General features: G+C 34.1%; 12 protein-coding genes and 2 pseudogenes. 10 read left to right on the forward strand and 4 right to left on the reverse strand.

What is annotated here, in order from left to right; all coding sequences use genetic code 11:
• Window positions 1-10 precede the first annotated feature (10 nt).
• Window positions 11-1552, forward strand: coding sequence for an acyl-CoA carboxylase subunit beta (locus GQR98_RS03835; protein ID WP_159018360.1), 1542 nt, complete (start codon window positions 11-13; stop codon window positions 1550-1552).
• 2 nt (window positions 1553-1554) lie between these two features.
• Here GQR98_RS03835 and GQR98_RS03840 read toward each other — a convergent pair whose 3' ends face one another.
• The 3 genes from GQR98_RS03840 to GQR98_RS03850 form a co-directional block, all read right to left on the reverse strand.
• The gene (locus GQR98_RS03840) at window positions 1555-2166 is read right to left on the reverse strand and encodes a DEAD/DEAH box helicase (protein ID WP_159018361.1); all 612 of its coding nucleotides are present in this window, start codon (window positions 2164-2166) and stop codon (window positions 1555-1557) included.
• A 129-nt stretch (window positions 2167-2295) separates the two neighbouring features.
• A complete protein-coding gene (locus GQR98_RS03845; protein WP_159018362.1) occupies window positions 2296-2874 on the reverse strand; it encodes a YceI family protein in 579 nt (192 codons plus the stop codon).
• Between the two features lie 151 nt (window positions 2875-3025).
• Window positions 3026-3613, reverse strand: coding sequence for a Crp/Fnr family transcriptional regulator (locus GQR98_RS03850; RefSeq protein WP_159018363.1), 588 nt, complete (start codon window positions 3611-3613; stop codon window positions 3026-3028).
• 98 nt (window positions 3614-3711) lie between these two features.
• Between GQR98_RS03850 and GQR98_RS03855 the strand changes: the two genes are divergently transcribed.
• The 5 genes and pseudogenes from GQR98_RS03855 to aspS all read left to right on the forward strand — a co-directional run.
• Window positions 3712-4917: a multidrug effflux MFS transporter gene (locus GQR98_RS03855; protein ID WP_159018364.1), complete on the forward strand. Its 1206-nt coding sequence runs from the start codon at window positions 3712-3714 to the stop codon at window positions 4915-4917.
• A gap of 262 nt (window positions 4918-5179) precedes the next feature.
• The gene (locus GQR98_RS03860; protein WP_199270264.1) at window positions 5180-5449 is read left to right on the forward strand and encodes a hypothetical protein; all 270 of its coding nucleotides are present in this window, start codon (window positions 5180-5182) and stop codon (window positions 5447-5449) included.
• A gap of 2 nt (window positions 5450-5451) precedes the next feature.
• Entirely contained in the window at window positions 5452-6852 is a 1401-nt protein-coding gene (locus GQR98_RS03865) for an amidase family protein (protein WP_159018365.1), read from the forward strand.
• Window positions 6852-8222 (forward strand): annotated as a pseudogene (gatB, locus tag GQR98_RS19320) (Asp-tRNA(Asn)/Glu-tRNA(Gln) amidotransferase subunit GatB); the annotation flags it as partial. The gene GQR98_RS03865 and the pseudogene gatB, both read left to right, overlap by 1 nt.
• Window positions 8223-8357: 135 nt before the next feature.
• Window positions 8358-10187 (forward strand): annotated as a pseudogene (gene aspS, locus GQR98_RS19325) (aspartate--tRNA ligase); the annotation flags it as partial.
• A gap of 180 nt (window positions 10188-10367) precedes the next feature.
• Here the strand turns inward: aspS and GQR98_RS03875 are convergent.
• Window positions 10368-10670: a DUF202 domain-containing protein gene (locus GQR98_RS03875; protein WP_159018367.1), complete on the reverse strand. Its 303-nt coding sequence runs from the start codon at window positions 10668-10670 to the stop codon at window positions 10368-10370.
• A gap of 155 nt (window positions 10671-10825) precedes the next feature.
• On the opposite strand from GQR98_RS03875, the gene GQR98_RS03880 reads away from it, so the two are divergent.
• The 4 genes from GQR98_RS03880 (at window position 10826) to GQR98_RS03895 (ending at window position 17092) form a co-directional block, all read left to right on the forward strand.
• Window positions 10826-11368 (forward strand): DUF2911 domain-containing protein, encoded by a 543-nt coding sequence (locus tag GQR98_RS03880; RefSeq protein WP_159018368.1) that lies wholly within the window; start codon window positions 10826-10828, stop codon window positions 11366-11368.
• A gap of 198 nt (window positions 11369-11566) precedes the next feature.
• Entirely contained in the window at window positions 11567-11980 is a 414-nt protein-coding gene (locus tag GQR98_RS03885) for an HYC_CC_PP family protein (protein ID WP_233268071.1), read from the forward strand.
• A gap of 117 nt (window positions 11981-12097) precedes the next feature.
• Window positions 12098-15829 (forward strand): efflux RND transporter permease subunit, encoded by a 3732-nt coding sequence (locus GQR98_RS03890; RefSeq protein WP_159018369.1) that lies wholly within the window; start codon window positions 12098-12100, stop codon window positions 15827-15829.
• Between the two features lie 21 nt (window positions 15830-15850).
• On the forward strand, window positions 15851-17092 hold the full coding sequence (locus tag GQR98_RS03895; RefSeq protein ID WP_159018370.1) for a TolC family protein: 1242 nt from the start codon (window positions 15851-15853) through the stop codon (window positions 17090-17092).
• Window position 17093: the final 1 nt, after the last annotated feature.

Here is a 17093-nt window from a genome sequence, read left to right on the forward strand (position 1 = left end):
ACAAAAAACCATGGATTCAAAAGCAGACCAACTCAACAAACGTATTGCCGAAGCTCATTTAGGCGGCGGACAAAAACGTATAGATAAACAACACGCCAAAAAAAAACTAACCGCAAGAGAACGTGTGAATTACATAATGGACCAAGGTTCTTTTGAAGAAACTGGTGCATTAGTAACACACCGAACCACAGATTTTGGTATGGAAAACCAATTGTATTACGGCGATGGTGTTATTACAGGCTATGGCACTATAAACGGTAGATTGGTATATATTTACGCCCAAGACTTTACTGTTTTTGGTGGTGCCTTATCGGAAACTCATGCTGAAAAGATTTGTAAAATAATGGATTTGGCTGTAAAAGTAGGCGCTCCTATTATTGGTTTAAATGATTCTGGTGGCGCTCGAATTCAAGAAGGTGTACGCTCGCTTGGTGGTTATGCCGATATTTTTTATAGAAATGTACAAGCCTCGGGTGTTATTCCTCAAATTTCGGCTATTATGGGGCCTTGTGCTGGCGGAGCTGTCTATTCTCCTGCCATGACGGACTTCACCTTAATGGTAGAAAACACGAGCTACATGTTTGTTACGGGCCCAAATGTTGTAAAAACGGTAACCAATGAAGAAGTGAGTAGTGAAGATTTGGGTGGCGCACAAACCCATGCCTCCAAATCGGGTGTTGCTCATAAAACCTCAGCAAATGATATTGAATGTTTAGACGATTTAAAAACACTTTTAAGTTATCTACCACAAAATAATACAGAAACCGCAAAGCCTTTAGATTACAATTTACAAGATGAAGTTCGAGATGTGCTTGCTACTATTGTTCCTGATAACCCAAACAAACCTTATGATATGTATCAGGTTATTTCAGGAATTATCGATACGGATTCTTTTTACGAAATACATAAAGATTATGCCGAAAATATTATTGTAGGTTTTGCTCGCTTAGGCGGAAAAAGCATTGGTATTGTTGCCAACCAGCCACAATTCCTTGCAGGAGTTTTAGATGTAAACAGTTCTAAAAAAGCAGCCAGATTTACACGTTTTTGCGATTGTTTTAATATACCATTGTTAGTGCTAGTCGATGTGCCTGGTTTTCTACCTGGCACAGATCAAGAATGGAATGGTATTATTGTAAACGGCGCTAAACTACTATATGCCTTAAGTGAAGCTACAGTGCCACGAGTAACTGTAATTACCCGAAAAGCTTATGGTGGAGCTTACGATGTTATGAATTCCAAACACATTGGGGCCGACTTAAACTTCGCTTGGCCAGGTGCCGAAATTGCTGTTATGGGAGCCAAAGGTGCCAGTGAAATTATATTTAAAAAAGAAATTTCTAACGCTGAGAATCCATCAGAAAAACTTGCAGAAAAAGAAGCCGAATACGCCGAAAAATTCGAAAATCCGTACCGTGCAGCCCAACGTGGTTTTATAGATGAGGTGATTCTTCCTGAAGATACAAGAAGAAAATTAATTAAAGCTTTTGCTATGTTAGAAAATAAAGAGGTTAACGTTCCAAAACGTAAACACGGTAATATTCCGTTGTAACACTACAACATATTTACAATCTCGGCATTATACATAAAGGTATCTTGCCAGCGCGCGTATCTAGCGTCCGGTTTTTCAGCAAATACTAAATATTGACATTTGCCAATACTTTCGGGCGTTCTAGTTACTTCTGCTAAATTATTATTTCTAAATAAAAATTCAGAATCATCTACAACACACATTTGTAGTCTATTTAAATTTACTGCATTTAAGTAAAACAATCTATTCAATCGTTTTGGTGTAGCAATTACAATATCGGTACCGTAATAAATCTCATCACGTTGGTCATCAATATTTTTTTCATCGTAAGCACAATAAACACGTAAATCGGTACCTCGTTTATAGCTATTAAATTCTAGCTCTAAATCTAATGCTGTTTGCTTGTCTTTTACAAAAATAAGAGCTCGTGGCGCATCTTCATGAGCATTTTTCAGTTTCTGAATAACACTTATAATCATACTCGATGTTTTCCCTGAACCTTTTGGCGCATAAACATACATGCTCGAACCACCTTTAATTCTAGACAAAATTTTCTTTTGAAGAGGCAATGGCGTTTCAATGCCTTTGGTTTTAAGCGTATCTTTTAATGGCTCAATTAGTTTTTTAAATGACATAAAATGAAGTTTCTTTTAATAGATTTTCAAAGATAGGCTTTTCATTATCCAAAAGAGAAACCTTAAAAACAAAAAAAAAGACGCTCATTGCTGAACGCCTTTCTCTTTTACCTAAAAATTAGGTTGCTATTAAAACTCTAAATCGGCAACTAAATCGAATTCATCGTAAATAGCCTTATCTTTCAAACCATCAAAAAAGCTTGCAGAACCATACTTTACATCGTATTTCGTTCTATCTACTTTTAAGTTTGCGGTTGCTTTATTTCCATAAATAGAAATTGTAAATTTTACTGAATTTGTTTTTCCTTTAATAGTTAACTTCCCAGTAACATCATACGAGTTTTTACCTGAAGCCTTAACATCTGTAAATTCTAAAGTTGATGTATTATGAGTTTCAACACCAAAGAAATCATCAGATTTTAAATGACCTTCAAGTTTTCCTTTATACTCGCCTTCTAAATCGGTAGACACTAAAGTTGTCATATCTATAGTAATGTTTCCGCCAATTAATTTATCGCCATCAAAATCTAAAGCACCAGACTGAATATTGATAGTCCCTTCGTGAGAACCTGTAACTTTATAACCTTTCCAAACCACTTTACTACTTTCGGTTTTAATATCTTTTTTATCCTTTTCAATAGTTGTAAAAGAAAATGTAAAAAGCGCTACAAAAGCAACAAGTGCTATATTTTTAATTGAATTTTTCATTGTGATATAAATTTATTTATCTGTTTATATATTATACCACAAAGGTGCGACGCTTTTAAAAACTATACATTGAAGTAGATTATTAAATGATGTTAATGTAGTTTAACATTTACTTTTATTCTGAAGTTTCATTTTTTTTCAAAACGAAGAATTATTCGCTTTTTTGGACAAGCTGACTTTTAATTTTACTAAGAAACTCCTTAGTAATACCAAGGTATGATGCTACTAAATATTGTGGAATACGCTTTTCTATTTTTGGATATTCCTTTTTAAAAATCACATAACGCTCTTTAGCAGTAAGACTAAAACTGCGCACAATCCGTTTTTGCGAAGCCGTATATGCGCGCTCTACTATTTGTCTAAAAAAACGTTCTAGTTTAGGTATTTCAGTATATAATATTTCCGAATTATCGTAAACAAACATAACCACCTCAGTATTCTCCAAGCATTGCGTATTATAATCGGCAGGTGTTTGCGAAATAAAACTTCCCATATCAGAAGTCCACCAATTTTCTATTGCAAAAGATAACACATGCTCCTGACCTTCTCTATCTAAATAAAAGGTTTTGGTACAACCCGAAATAACAAAACAAACATGTTTACAAACATCGCCTTGCTGTATAATATATTGCCCTTTTAAATACTGTCTATAAACCACTTTAGATTGCAAAAAAGCTTCCTCTTTAGGCGTTAAATCTACGTGGTTTTCTATATAATCTAAAAGCGGTTTTATATTCATTTACGTGTAATTATTCGAATCAAATTTAGTGATAATATTATAACGTTAATAAATGTTAATTGAATACCTGTAGATTTATAATATTTTACCTTTGCCCGATGGAAAAAATCAAAAAAGTAAAGTTTGAATTCGTGGCTTTAATGGCATCCTTAATGTCTATTGTTGCCTTAACGATCGATGCACTTTTGCCTGCTTTACCCGAAATTGGAGCTTCGCTAGGCGCTACAAGCTCAAGCCAGAATCAGCTTTTAATCACCATGATTTTTTTAGGTATCGGTTTTGGGCAACTTATTTTTGGACCTATTTCAGATAGTTTTGGTCGTAAACCCATTGTTTATGTTGGTTTTGTTGTTTTTATTATTGCCAGTATTATTTGTGTAACAACAGAAAGTTACGAAATGATGCTTTTTGGGCGTATTCTACAAGGTATTGGTTTGTCTTCACCAAGAAGTTTAAGTACCTCTATGGTTCGTGATGAATTTAGTGGCGATTACATGGCTAAAATTTTATCTTTTGTGGTTATGTTTTTCATTTTAGTCCCAGTTATAGCTCCTATGTTTGGGCAATTTTTAATTAACCTTTTTAATTGGCAAGCTATATTTTACTTCAACCTGATTTTTGGTTTAATTATCATGATTTGGTTTTGGCTGAGACAACCCGAAACTTTACCAAAAGAGAAACGTATAAAATTCTCTTCGCATCTATTTTTAAATGGAGCTAAAGAGTTTTTTAAATATAAAGAATCTGTAGCATTTACGCTAGTTTCAGGTTTTATTACCGGTTCGTTCATGGTGTATTTAAGTACCTCGCAACAAATTTTTCAGGAGCAATATGATTTAGCTGAAATGTTTCCATATATTTTTGCCAGTCTTGCGATCTCTATTGGTTTTGCTACCTTTTTAAATAGCCAACTTGTTGAGCGATTTGGCATGATGAAAATTGCATATTACTCCACCCTAGCTTATGCTTTTATTTCTATATTGTATGTGGTTTTATTTTCATCTGGACAAAACCCAAGTATTTATACTCTTATCTCATTTTTAGCTTTACAGTTTTTTGCTGTTGGTTTTTTATTCGGAAATTTAAGAGCATTAGCCATGCAACCTATTGGGCATATTGCAGGAATTGGAGCAGCAATAAACGGTTTTTTATCAACTGTTTTAGCGGTACCTATTGCACATTATATTGGCACTTTTGTAAAAACATCGGTTTTACCATTGTTTATTGGGTTTTCACTTTTTGGTATTTTATCTATTCTTGTTTTTGTTGTTTTGAAAAGAAAAACACGTTTAGCAGCAGCATAAAACACATCTTTTTTGGATCGTAAAATCACATAAATTATAGGGTTTAACATTTACACCAAAATGTTAACACTTTCATATTTTTAAATAATACCATTTTTGAATATAAATTTGTCATCAATTTCGGGAATAACCTACATTTTCATAGGGCATTTCACCAATAAAATGGCATTCTAACTTTACAATGCATAAGCTTCCGCACCAATAAAAACTTTCGTAATTTTGCTAGCTTATAAGTTTCACTTAGTAATATAAAAATTAAGACATGAGTAAAATTATGACCGTCGACATTTTGTCGAGTATTAAAGGTGCACAACCCTCCGAGGCTGTCAACAAATTATTTGATGTGATTAAAAATGCACAGCCAACAAATAATAATACCTTTAATTATAATCATAATAATTCGGTCTCAATAAACGATTTAAGAGACGATGTTGTTATTGAAAGTTCTGCAATTGAAAAACAGATAATCATCGAAAACTTTCCGAAGGAAAAAAACGGATATTTAGTAGTCTCTAAAGTGATAGAAGAATAAATATGGATTCTCAAATACTCAAAATCCATCAGCAATTGGTGGATAAAAAAATAACTTGCACAGCATTAGTGCAAGACAAATTAGCCCAATTAAAACAAAACACGCACAACACGGTTAACGCCATGTTAGATACTATGGCGCTAGATTTAGCAGCCAAAGTAGATGCTAAAATTGCTAACGGCGAAACTATTGGTTTGCTAGAAGGCATTCCTTTTGGAATTAAAGATGTTTACATGGTTCAGGGTACGCTAACAACGGCGAGTTCTAACCTGTTAAAAAACTACAAAGCTGCATATACGGCAACGGCCATTCAAAATTTATTGAATGCAGGCGCTATTCCTTTGGTAAAAGAAAATTGCGATAGTTTTGGTCATGGTTCATCTTCAGAAAACACCATTTTTGGCGCGGTAAAAAACGCTATAAATCCCGACTTAGTTGGTGGTGGTTCTAGTGGTGGTTCTGCAGTAAACGTTGCAAAAAATTACACCGTTTTTTCTATTGGTGGCGATACAGGTGGTTCGGTTCGCCAACCTGCTGGCTACAATAATGTTTATGGTTTAAAACCAAGTTACGGTCGTATTTCTCGTTATGGTTTAATGGCTTATGCATCGTCTACAGACTGCGTTGGACCTATTGCACAATCTATCGAAGACATCCGTATTGTACTAAACGTAATGAGTGGCAAAGATATTAAAGATCAAACCTCTTACGCTTCAGCGGAAATATCTCAGGCGCAAATTTTAAATTCTGAAGGCATTAAAACCGTTGGATACTTTAAAAACTTTATTGAAAGCCCAGCGATTGATCCCAAAGTAAAAGCTGATTTTTTACAAGCTATCGAAAAAATTAAAGCAAAAGGTATTGAAGTTAAAGCATTAGACTTCTTTGAATCTGAAACTTTAGTATCTACATATTATACTTTAGCTATGGCCGAAACTGCATCAAACCTATCACGTTTAGACGGTACAAATTATGGTAACAGAATTGAAGGTGATACCTTAAAAGAAACCTATTCGGTAACACGTTCTGAAAACTTCTCTGAAGAAACAAAACGCCGTATCGTTGGTGGAAATCAAGTATTATCTCAAGGATTTTCAGATGAAATTTATTTAAAAGGTTTAGCACTTCGTGACACTATTTCTTCAAATTTCGAAAACGATTTTAAAGATGTAGATATCATTCTTTCTCCAGTAACACCAAACACGCCACCAAAAATTGGCGACAGTTTAAAAGATCCGCACGCCATGTATTTATCCGATGCTTATACCGTTGGTTTCAGCTTAGGGCAATTACCTACTCTAACTGTTCCACAAGGTACAGCGACAGGTTTACAAATTACGGCAGCAAAACATAATGACGAACTCGTTTTGAAGTTTGCTAACTTCTTAAAAGATACGATATAATGGAATTAGAGCAATTAAACGAGCTACTTAAAAAGCACGAATTAGAGTTAGTAATCGGTCTGGAAACACACGTACGATTAAACACAAAATCAAAATTATTTTGTTCTTGTCCAAACGAAGAAATAGATACACCTAACCAAAATATTTGTTCGGTTTGTACTGGCCAAATGGGTGTTTTACCATCCATTAATAAAGAAGCCATTACAAAGGCTATTTACTTTGGTAAAGCGGTAAAATCTACGTTTGAAAATGAAGTAATTTCTTGGGATAGAAAACATTACGAATACCCAGACAACCCAAAAAATATACAAATTACACAGTTTCATAATCCTGTTATTCCTGACGGACAAGTCTCTTGTTTCAGAAATGACGGTTCTCAATTTACGGTGAATTTAACGCAAGTTCACATTGAGGAAGATGCTGCGAAATTAATGCATGAGAAAAAAATCTCGTTAGTCGATTTTAACAAAGCAGGTGTTCCTCTTATTGAGATTGTTACAGAGCCTTGTATTCGCCATATTGAAGATGCTTCAACCTATGCACAGTACATTCAACGTATTGTTCAAAACTTAAAAATATCTGAAGCTAACCTTGAAAAAGGAGAGTTTAAATCGGATGTTTCTGTATCGCTTCGTAAAAAACAGAGCTACGAACTAAACCCGAGAACTGAGATTAAAAACTTAAACTCGTTTAAGTTTATGATTGATGCTTTAAAAGAAGAAGTAGAAAAACAACTTAATTACTACTTAGAGAATAAAGCTTTTAGACCAGACCAAACTACGGTGCTTTGGGATGCCGATTTAAAGCAAACTAAAACCATGCGTAAAAAGGAATTTGAGGCAGACTACCGTTTTATTTCGGAGCCAGATTTACCTTTTGTAAACATTAAAGACGTTGTAGAATCTATTGATGTTGATTTAAGCACATTACCTTTTGCTGTAGAATCTATTTTAATAAAAGGTGGTGTTTTACCACAGGATGCTAAGTTTTTCACAGCCGATTCATTACGATCGGAAACCTTTGTTGCCATCAACAACGTTATCAAAGAACCATCGTTTGTTGCGAAAACATTAACCAACAACATTAAAGCGGAAGACTATACAAGCATTGAAAACATTGCTGATTTTATAGAAATCTTTAGCTTATTTAAAAATGAAAATGTAACGCCTGTTTTAGCTCAAAACGCTATCCAGTCGTTATTAGCAGATTCAAAATTCGATTACAAAACGTATTTTGAAGCCAATACTATTTCCGAAGAAAAAATAGAAAATGCTATTGCAAAAGTTATTTCAGAAAATGGAGCTGTTGCCAATGACATTAAATCTGGAAACCAAGGTAAAGCTGGTATTTTAGTAGGAAAGGTAATTGCTATAATTGGCAAAGGTGCTTCAGGAAAAGTAATTCGTGAAGGGATTTTAAAACAAGTTCAAACTTCTGGAGCTAATGTTGAAGCTGTTGCAACTCGTCAACAACCAGAAACCAACAAAGTTCAGACTGTAAAACAAAAAGAAGAGGAAATTCTCCCTGAAATTCCCTTAGTTATAAAAGATGAATACAGAACGCATTTAATCTCAGATGTGTCTGAAGAAAACATAGCAGAAACGGTTACTTTTTCTGGATGGGTTTCTTCTGTGCGAGATCACGGTGAATTAATGTTTATTGATTTACGCGATTCGAGTACTCAAATTTTCCAAGTACGCTTAAGTCGAGAATCTTTCGCGAATTTAGATGAGCTTGTAAAACTTAAACCAGAATCTGTTATTACAGTAACTGGCGCTATTGTTCAACGTAAAGAAGATGATTATAATGCATCTTTAAAAACGGGAACTATAGAATTAGAAGCTACAGATTTAGATATTTTAAATCTATCTAAAACGCTTCCTTTTGAAATTAAACGCGCTACAAAAACGAATGAGAATGTTCGTTTTCAGTATAAATATTTAGATCACAGAAATGATGATGTACGTCGTGTAATCGTGAATCGCCATAAGGTGATTAAAATGATGCGTGATATTTTGGACGAAGACGATTTCCTAGAAATTGAAACGCCAATTTTAAGTGCCGGTACCGATGAAGGCGCTCGTGAGTTTATTGTGCCAACACGTAAACAAGCTGGTGCATTTTACACGTTGCCGCAAGCACCTCAGCAATTTAAACAAATGTTGATGGTTAGTGGTTACGAGAAATATTTCCAAATTGCACGTTGTTTTAGAGATGAAGATTCTCGTGGTGATCGCCAACCAGAATTTACACAGCTCGATATAGAAATGGCTTACGCTAGCATGCAACAAATTATTGATTTAAACACCAATATGTTTAATGCTATCGTTAAGAAAATATATGGAAAAAAATGGGTTTTACATCCGTTTGAAGTGATTACCTATAAAGAAGCGATGGATTTTTACGGTTGCGACCGTCCAGATTTACGTTTTGGGTTAAAGTTGCAAGACATTACAGAAATTGTAAAAGACACCAGCTTCCAAGTATTTAGCAAACCTATTGAAGAAGGTGGTATTGTAAAATGCATAAAAGTTTCTTCCGAAGAACAAGGTAAAAAACGCTTATCTAAAGGGCAGATTGAAAAACTTACCGGCATTGCACAACAACATGGTTTAGGCGGTTTAGCCTATATTATCGTTAATGAAAATGATTTACAATCGCCAATTATTAAATTTTTAGGTGAAGATATTGCTGCAGGAATTATAAAAACCACTAACGCTCAAGTTGGTGATATTGTCTTTTTCTCGGCTGCCGATTATGAAACAGCCAACAAAGCTTTAGATGCAGTTCGTCAAGAACTAGGGAGCATGTTACGTTTGATTAACCCAAAGGAATTAAGACCTGCTTGGGTTATTGATTTCCCTATGTTTGAAAAAACAGATGAAGGCCGTTGGACCTTTACACACAACCCATTCTCGATGCCTGCAATATATGATATTGAGAAGCACATGAATGGTAACGAAGATGAAATTGGAAGCATTATTGCACAGCAATATGATTTAATTCTGAATGGTTACGAAATTGGAGGAGGCTCTGTTCGTGCACACAAACCAGAAATTTTAGAAGCTACATACAAGAACATGGGTTACAACAAGGAAGAAATGCTAAAAAGTGTTGGCACCATGTATAAAGCCTTCCATTACGGAGCACCACCACACGGTGGAATTGCTTGGGGTGTAGACCGATTAATGATGATTTTAGAGAAAAAAGCATCTATTAGAGAGGTTATGGCATTTCCAAAAACAGGAACTAGTGAAGATTTACTTTTTGGAGCACCTTCATTATTATCTGATAGAAAAATAGAAGAAATGAATGTTAAAGTGATGCGCAAGTAAAACTTTTCAATTTCATTTAAAATAAAACTAAAAGCTTCAGTTCATTCTGGAGCTTTTTTTTGTTTAAAACTAGAGATAAGATTTAAAAAGCATAGAAAAAAGACTAGAGGTGTTAAATTGGCGGAACGAAATAACAAACGAGTACAATTACCTAATAATCAAAAACGAACTAAGACGATTCTACTTCGCCTCTGCCATATAATACAAACGTTTTAAGCTTCTTTTAAGCATTGAAAACCTGTATATACCTATCATAAAAAATAAGGCACTAAAAACTAAACCGATAATAGTTAAATATTTAAAATTCGGAAATTCTTTTACTTGATATAAAGCAAGACTTCCTAAAAGCAAATACAGAGACGAACGAATATAAGATAGTAATGTACGCTCGTTTGCTAAACGTGTACGTTCTATAGCTAGGTAATCTCGTAGAATAACTTGTTGATCGGGTTTAAAATCGCGACCAAAACTTAAAAGTTTCATGTTTCTAAATTTTCATATAAAAATACATATTTTTCATCGAAATCTAATTAATCGAACGATTTACAATTCAAATTAAAAAAGGTTGACTAACTATTGTTAACTTTAGCAAACTAAAACGACTGTATAAAATCAAAAAAACATTTAAAATTAAAATCATGAAAAAAACAACCCTATTAATGAGTCTTGTATTTGTATTTGCACTTTTATTATCAACAAATGTAAGCGCACAAAAATTCGCAAAACTAGACAAAAGCCCAATGGATGCTGCTGCATTCCCTACAAATTATAAAGACGCAAATAAATCAATAAAAATAATTTATAGCCGTCCACAACTTAAAGGAAGAGATTTAGCAACCTTAGCACCAAATGGTAAAGTTTGGAGAGTTGGAGCAAACGAAGCTGCAGAATTAACACTTTTTTCAGACATGAAACTTGGAGATTCTAGCGTTAAATCTGGAACGTATACATTTTATTTAATTCCTAACGAAAAAGAATGGACTGCAATAATCAGTACAGATTTAAACGTTTGGGGTTCTTATTTTTATAATGAAGCTAACGATGTAGCAAGATTATCTGTCCCAGTAACTTCTGGAGATGATTTAGATGCTTTCTCAATTGTTTTTGATGAAGCTGATGGAGCAATCAACATGCATTTAGGTTGGGGAACTACTCGTATAGCAGTACCTTTTACTAAATAAGAAAAATATAATTTTATTAAATAAAAAAATCCCGAAAGCATAAGTTTTCGGGATTTTTTATACTCTTTAATCTAGTCGAAACACTTCATTTAAAAAAAATAGAAACATTAAAGACTAACTCTTTTAACAGCTGTTTTACGATAAACTTCTGTTAAACAAAACGGTAAAATATTTAGAAACATTACCTTTGCAATAATTATGAAGAAATTTTTCCATAAAATAATGTCGTTCGTAATGGCTATTGTAGTGTCATTCTCTACAATGTCATTCACTATGAACATGCATTACTGTGGAGATACTTTAGTTGAAACCGCATTATTTAACAAAGCAGAAGGTTGCGGCATGAAAATGGAAAAACCTGCAACTAAAAAATGTTCTATTACAAAGAAAAACTGCTGTAATGATGAACAATTAGTAGTTGATGGTCAAAATGAATTACAACTACAAGTAGACCAAATTTCTTTTGAACAACAAGTTTTTATAGCTTCATTTGTTTATACGTATATCAATCTTTTTGAAGGTGTCGAAAATAACACATCTTCTTTTGAAACGTATCACCCACCACTCGTCACAACGCAAATCTTTAAGTTAGACGAGACTTATTTAATCTGATTTTAAAACAATAGACTGTATTATCCAGTGATTTCTATCATTAGGATAATGTACTGTATTCGGTGTTTTCCTATTTGGGAAGTCACCTCTTTCTAATTGTTTTAAACATCAAACCTTATGCTAAATAGAAGCATTAAATTTCTAATAGAAAATAAACTTGTAGCCGTATTATTACTTGCCCTTTTTATTGGTTGGGGAACTGTAAATGCACCATTTAATTGGGATGCTGGCTTTTTACCAAGCGATCCTGTTGCTGTAGATGCCATTCCTGATATTGGCGAAAACCAACAAATTGTATTCACAAAATGGGATGGTCGATCGCCTCAAGATATTGAGGATCAAATTACCTACCCATTAACCTCTTCCCTATTGGGAATTCCTGGAGTAAAAACCATTCGAAGTTCGTCTATGTTTGGATTCTCTAGTATCTACGTCATTTTTGAAGAAGATGTTGAGTTTTACTGGAGCCGTAGCCGTATTTTGGAAAAGCTAAATTCTTTACCAAGTAACTTATTACCAGAAGGTATAAATCCTGCTTTAGGACCAGACGCTACAGGTTTAGGGCAAATATTTTGGTATACTTTAGAAGGTCGTGACGCAGACGGAAACGTGACTGGCGGTTGGGATTTACAAGAACTAAGAAGTATTCAAGATTACTATGTGAAATACGGCTTATCTTCTGCTATTGGTGTTGCTGAAGTCGCTTCTATTGGTGGTTATGTTCAAGAATATCAAGTCGATGTTAATCCCGAATTAATGCGCCAATACAATATTGGTTTAAACCAAGTTGTAAAAGCGGTTAAAAATAGTAATCAAGACATTGGCGCCCAAACGTTAGAGATTAATCAAGCGGAATATTTAGTACGTGGTTTAGGCTATGTAAAATCTGTTGAAGATATTGAAAACGCTGTAGTGACTTCCGCCGACTTTACGGCTATTAAAATTAAAGATATTGGTAAGGTTACCTTAGGTCCTGCTGCACGAAGAGGGATTTTAGACAAAGAAGGTGCTGAAGTTGTTGGTGGTGTTGTAGTGGCAAGATATGGCGCCAATCCGATGGAAGTCATTACCAATGTAAAAGCAAAAATTAACGAGCTTAAAGGCGGTTTGCCCTCTAAAGTATTAGCAGATGGACGCATCTCTCAATTAACGGTGGTTCCTTTTTACGATCGTACAGAATTGATTGTAGAAACCTTAGACACCCTTAACGAAGCATTGACATTAGAGATATTAATTACCATTTTGGTGATTATAATAATGGTTTTTAATTTAAGAGCTTCCATTTTAATTTCAGGATTATTACCAGTGGCTGTTTTAATGGTTTTTGTTGCCATGAAACTGTTTAACATAGATGCTAATATTGTGGCGCTTTCGGGTATTGCTATTGCTATTGGAACTATGGTTGATGTGGGCGTCATACTAGCCGAAAACATGATTCGACATTTGGACGACGATGCTTTAAGACTTCGTGAAGATGGAACAGAATACACTATTAATGAAGTTATTTACAACGCTACAGCGGAAGTATCTGGTGCTATTTTAACTGCCGTTTTAACTACTATTATCAGTTTTGTACCCGTATTTACTATGATTGGTGCAGAAGGGAAATTGTTTAGACCTTTAGCCTTTACAAAAACGATGGCATTGTCAGCCTCTTTGGTGATCGCCTTGTTTTTAATTCCACCTTTTGCAGCGTATTTATTCCGAAAAACAACATTAAAAAATTCCTTTAGATATTTTTTAAATAGCGTTTTAATACTTGCGGGAATTGCAATTATTATTTACGGATTTTGGTTAGGATTACTCTTAGTTGCTTTTGGTATCACTGGTTTACTAGGTGTTTTAGAGAGATTAGATAAGAAAAAAATAAATCTAATAAATATTATTATTTCTTCGATTGCAATTGTTTGTCTACTTGCCGAATATTGGAGACCGTTAGGTTTTAACCGCAGTATCATTGTCAATCTTATTTTTGTTGCTATTATATGCTTCGGAATTTTAGGTGTGTTTTCTGTTTTTAGAAGGTATTATAGTCAGATTCTAAACTGGGCTCTAGCCAATAAAGTATTGTTTTTAATAATTCCTGCGACCGTTCTTATATCCGGATTTTGGATTATGAAAAATACAGGAAAAGAGTTTATGCCTTCCTTAAATGAAGGCTCGTTTTTATTAATGCCAACCTCCTTGCCTCATGCTGGTGTTGAAGAAAACAAACGTGTACTTCAGCAATTAGACATGGCGGTTGCGACTATTCCAGAAATTGAAACTGTAGTCGGAAAAGCTGGTAGAACAGATTCGCCTTTAGATCCTGCGCCTTTATCCATGTATGAAAACATGATTCAATATAAATCGGAATACATGCGCAATTCCGAAGGAAAAAGACAGCGTTATAAAGTGAATGCTGACGGGTTGTTTGAGTTGAAAAACGGAATGTCATTGCGAGCAGAACAAAGTGAAGCGTGGCAATCTCTTAATGCAAAAGAACAACTTATCGAAGATAACAACGGTGAATATTACAGAAACTGGCGACCAGAAATTAAAACTCCTGATGATATTTGGAACGAAATTGTACGTGTCACCAAATTACCAGGCGTGACGTCTGCACCAAAATTACAACCTATAGAAACCCGATTGGTTATGTTACAAACCGGTATGCGTGCGCCAATGGGAATAAAAGTAAAAGGTCAAGATTTAAAACAAATTGAAGCGTTTGGCTTAGAATTGGAACGACTACTAAAACAAGCGGAAGGTGTTAAAATAGAAGCTGTTTTTGCAGATAGAATTGTTGGTAAACCTTACTTGTTAATTGATATCGACAGAGAAAAAATAGCACGCTATGGTATTTCAATAGCAGATGTACAAAGTGTTTTAAAAGTTGCTATTGGTGGTATGGCATTAACACAAACCGTTGAAGGACGAGAACGTTATGCTGTAAGAGTGCGTTACCCAAGAGAGTTACGTGGTAATCCGGAAGATATAAAAGACATTTATATTCCTGTAGAAACGGGTAGTCCTGTTCCTTTAAGTGAATTGGCAACCATTAAATACGAGCAAGGTCCACAAGTAATAAAAAGTGAAGACACCTTTTTAGTAGGCTATGTCTTGTTTGATAAATTAGATGGTTTTGCAGAAGTTGATGTTGTAGAAAATGCACAAGCCTTGTTTCAACAAAAAATAGAATCTGGAGATCTAATGGTTCCAAAAGGTATCAGTTACAAATTTACTGGTACTTATGAAAATCAATTACGTGCAGAAAAAACATTGTCTGTGGTTGTTCCGTTAGCATTGGCTATCATCTTTTTAATACTTTATTTTCAGTTTAAATCTGTTAGCACATCATTAATGGTATTTACCGGAATTACTGTAGCATTTGCTGGTGGTTTTATCATGATTTGGTTATATGGCCAAGATTGGTTTTTCAACTTTAGCTTGTTTGGCGAGAATATGCGAGACCTCTTTAACATGAAAACCATTAATTTAAGTGTTGCTGTTTGGGTTGGTTTTATTGCACTATTTGGTATTGCTACCGATGATGGTGTGGTTATGGCCACCTACCTAACACAAACTTTTGATCGCGAAAAACCGTCTGACAAAAAAAGTATTAGAGCTGCTGCTTTACATGCTGCCGAAAAACGTATTCGTCCGTGTTTAATGACTACAGTAACAACCATTTTAGCGTTGTTACCCGTTTTGACATCCACAGGTAAAGGAAGTGATATCATGATTCCTATGGCAATTCCAATATTTGGAGGGATGGTTATTGACATTACCTCCTACTTTATTGTTCCGGTTTTATATAGCTGGAGAGAAGAGATTAAAGTGAAAAGGCTTCAGAAAAAGAAAATATAGCTTAGACTAAAAAAACATAAAATGAAATACAATAAAAATCATATCAAACATAAAGTTGTCTTGCTTCTTTGTTCTTTATTCTTTGTTATACAAGGTAATTCACAAGAACTAGAAACATACATTGCTACTGCTTTGGAAAATAATCCTGAGATTCAGAAATTTGAATTACAATACGCTATTGCTACAGAAAAAGTGAATGAAGTTAATACGCTTCCAAACACCGATTTTAGTGCTGGCTATTTTGTAAGTGAACCAGAAACACGCACAGGAGCACAACGTTTTAAAGTTTCAGCTAAGCAAATGTTACCTTGGTTTGGGACTATTACTTCACGCGAAAATTATGTAAGCGCATTGGCTGATGCAAAATTTGAAGACAATGTAATTGCTAAACGAAAGCTTGTTGCTTCGGTGTCCCAATCGTATTATAATCTTTACGCTAATAAAGCAAAGCAAGAAGTTTTAAAAGAGAATATTAAATTATTAGACACTTACGAAACATTAGCTTTAACCTCTGTTGAAGTTGGTAAAGCATCTGCAGTAGATGTATTGCGATTGCAAATGCGTCAGAATGAAATGCAACAATTATTAGACATCTTAAGTCAACAATTTTTAGCAGAGCAAACTAATTTTAATAAGCTACTAAATCGGGATAAAACTATTGCTGTAAATGTTTTAAATGCATTGCATATGCCTTCAGAAGATTTTAAAATAAATTTGGAAAATTTAGTATTACATCCAGAATTGTTGAAGTATGATAAACTGTTTGCTTCCGTAGAAAAATCAGAACTAGTAAATCAGAAAGAAAGCAATCCAATGATTGGTTTTGGTTTAGATTATATCGCCATTTCAGAAAGACCAAATATGAATTTTAATGATAACGGAAAGGATATAGTTATGCCAATGGTTTCGGTTTCAATCCCAATATTTAATAAGAAATACAAATCTAAAACCAAGCAAAACAAATTACAACAACAGGAAATCGAATTTCAAAAACAAGACCGTTTAAACACGTTAGAAACATTATTAGATAAAGCAATAAATGATAGGAAATCAGCTAGAATAAGTTACAATACACAAGTAAAAAACTTAAAACAAGCTATGGATGCCGAATCGATTTTAGTAAGAAGTTACGAAACCGGCACTATTGATTTTAATGATGTTTTAGATATTCAGGAACTACAATTGAAGTTTCAAATGAATCAAATAGAATCTATTAAAAGTTACTATTTACAAACGACAATTATTAATTATTTAATTCAATAAT

It is taken from the genome of Algibacter sp. L3A6 (assembly GCF_009796825.1).
Classification (GTDB): domain Bacteria; phylum Bacteroidota; class Bacteroidia; order Flavobacteriales; family Flavobacteriaceae; genus Algibacter.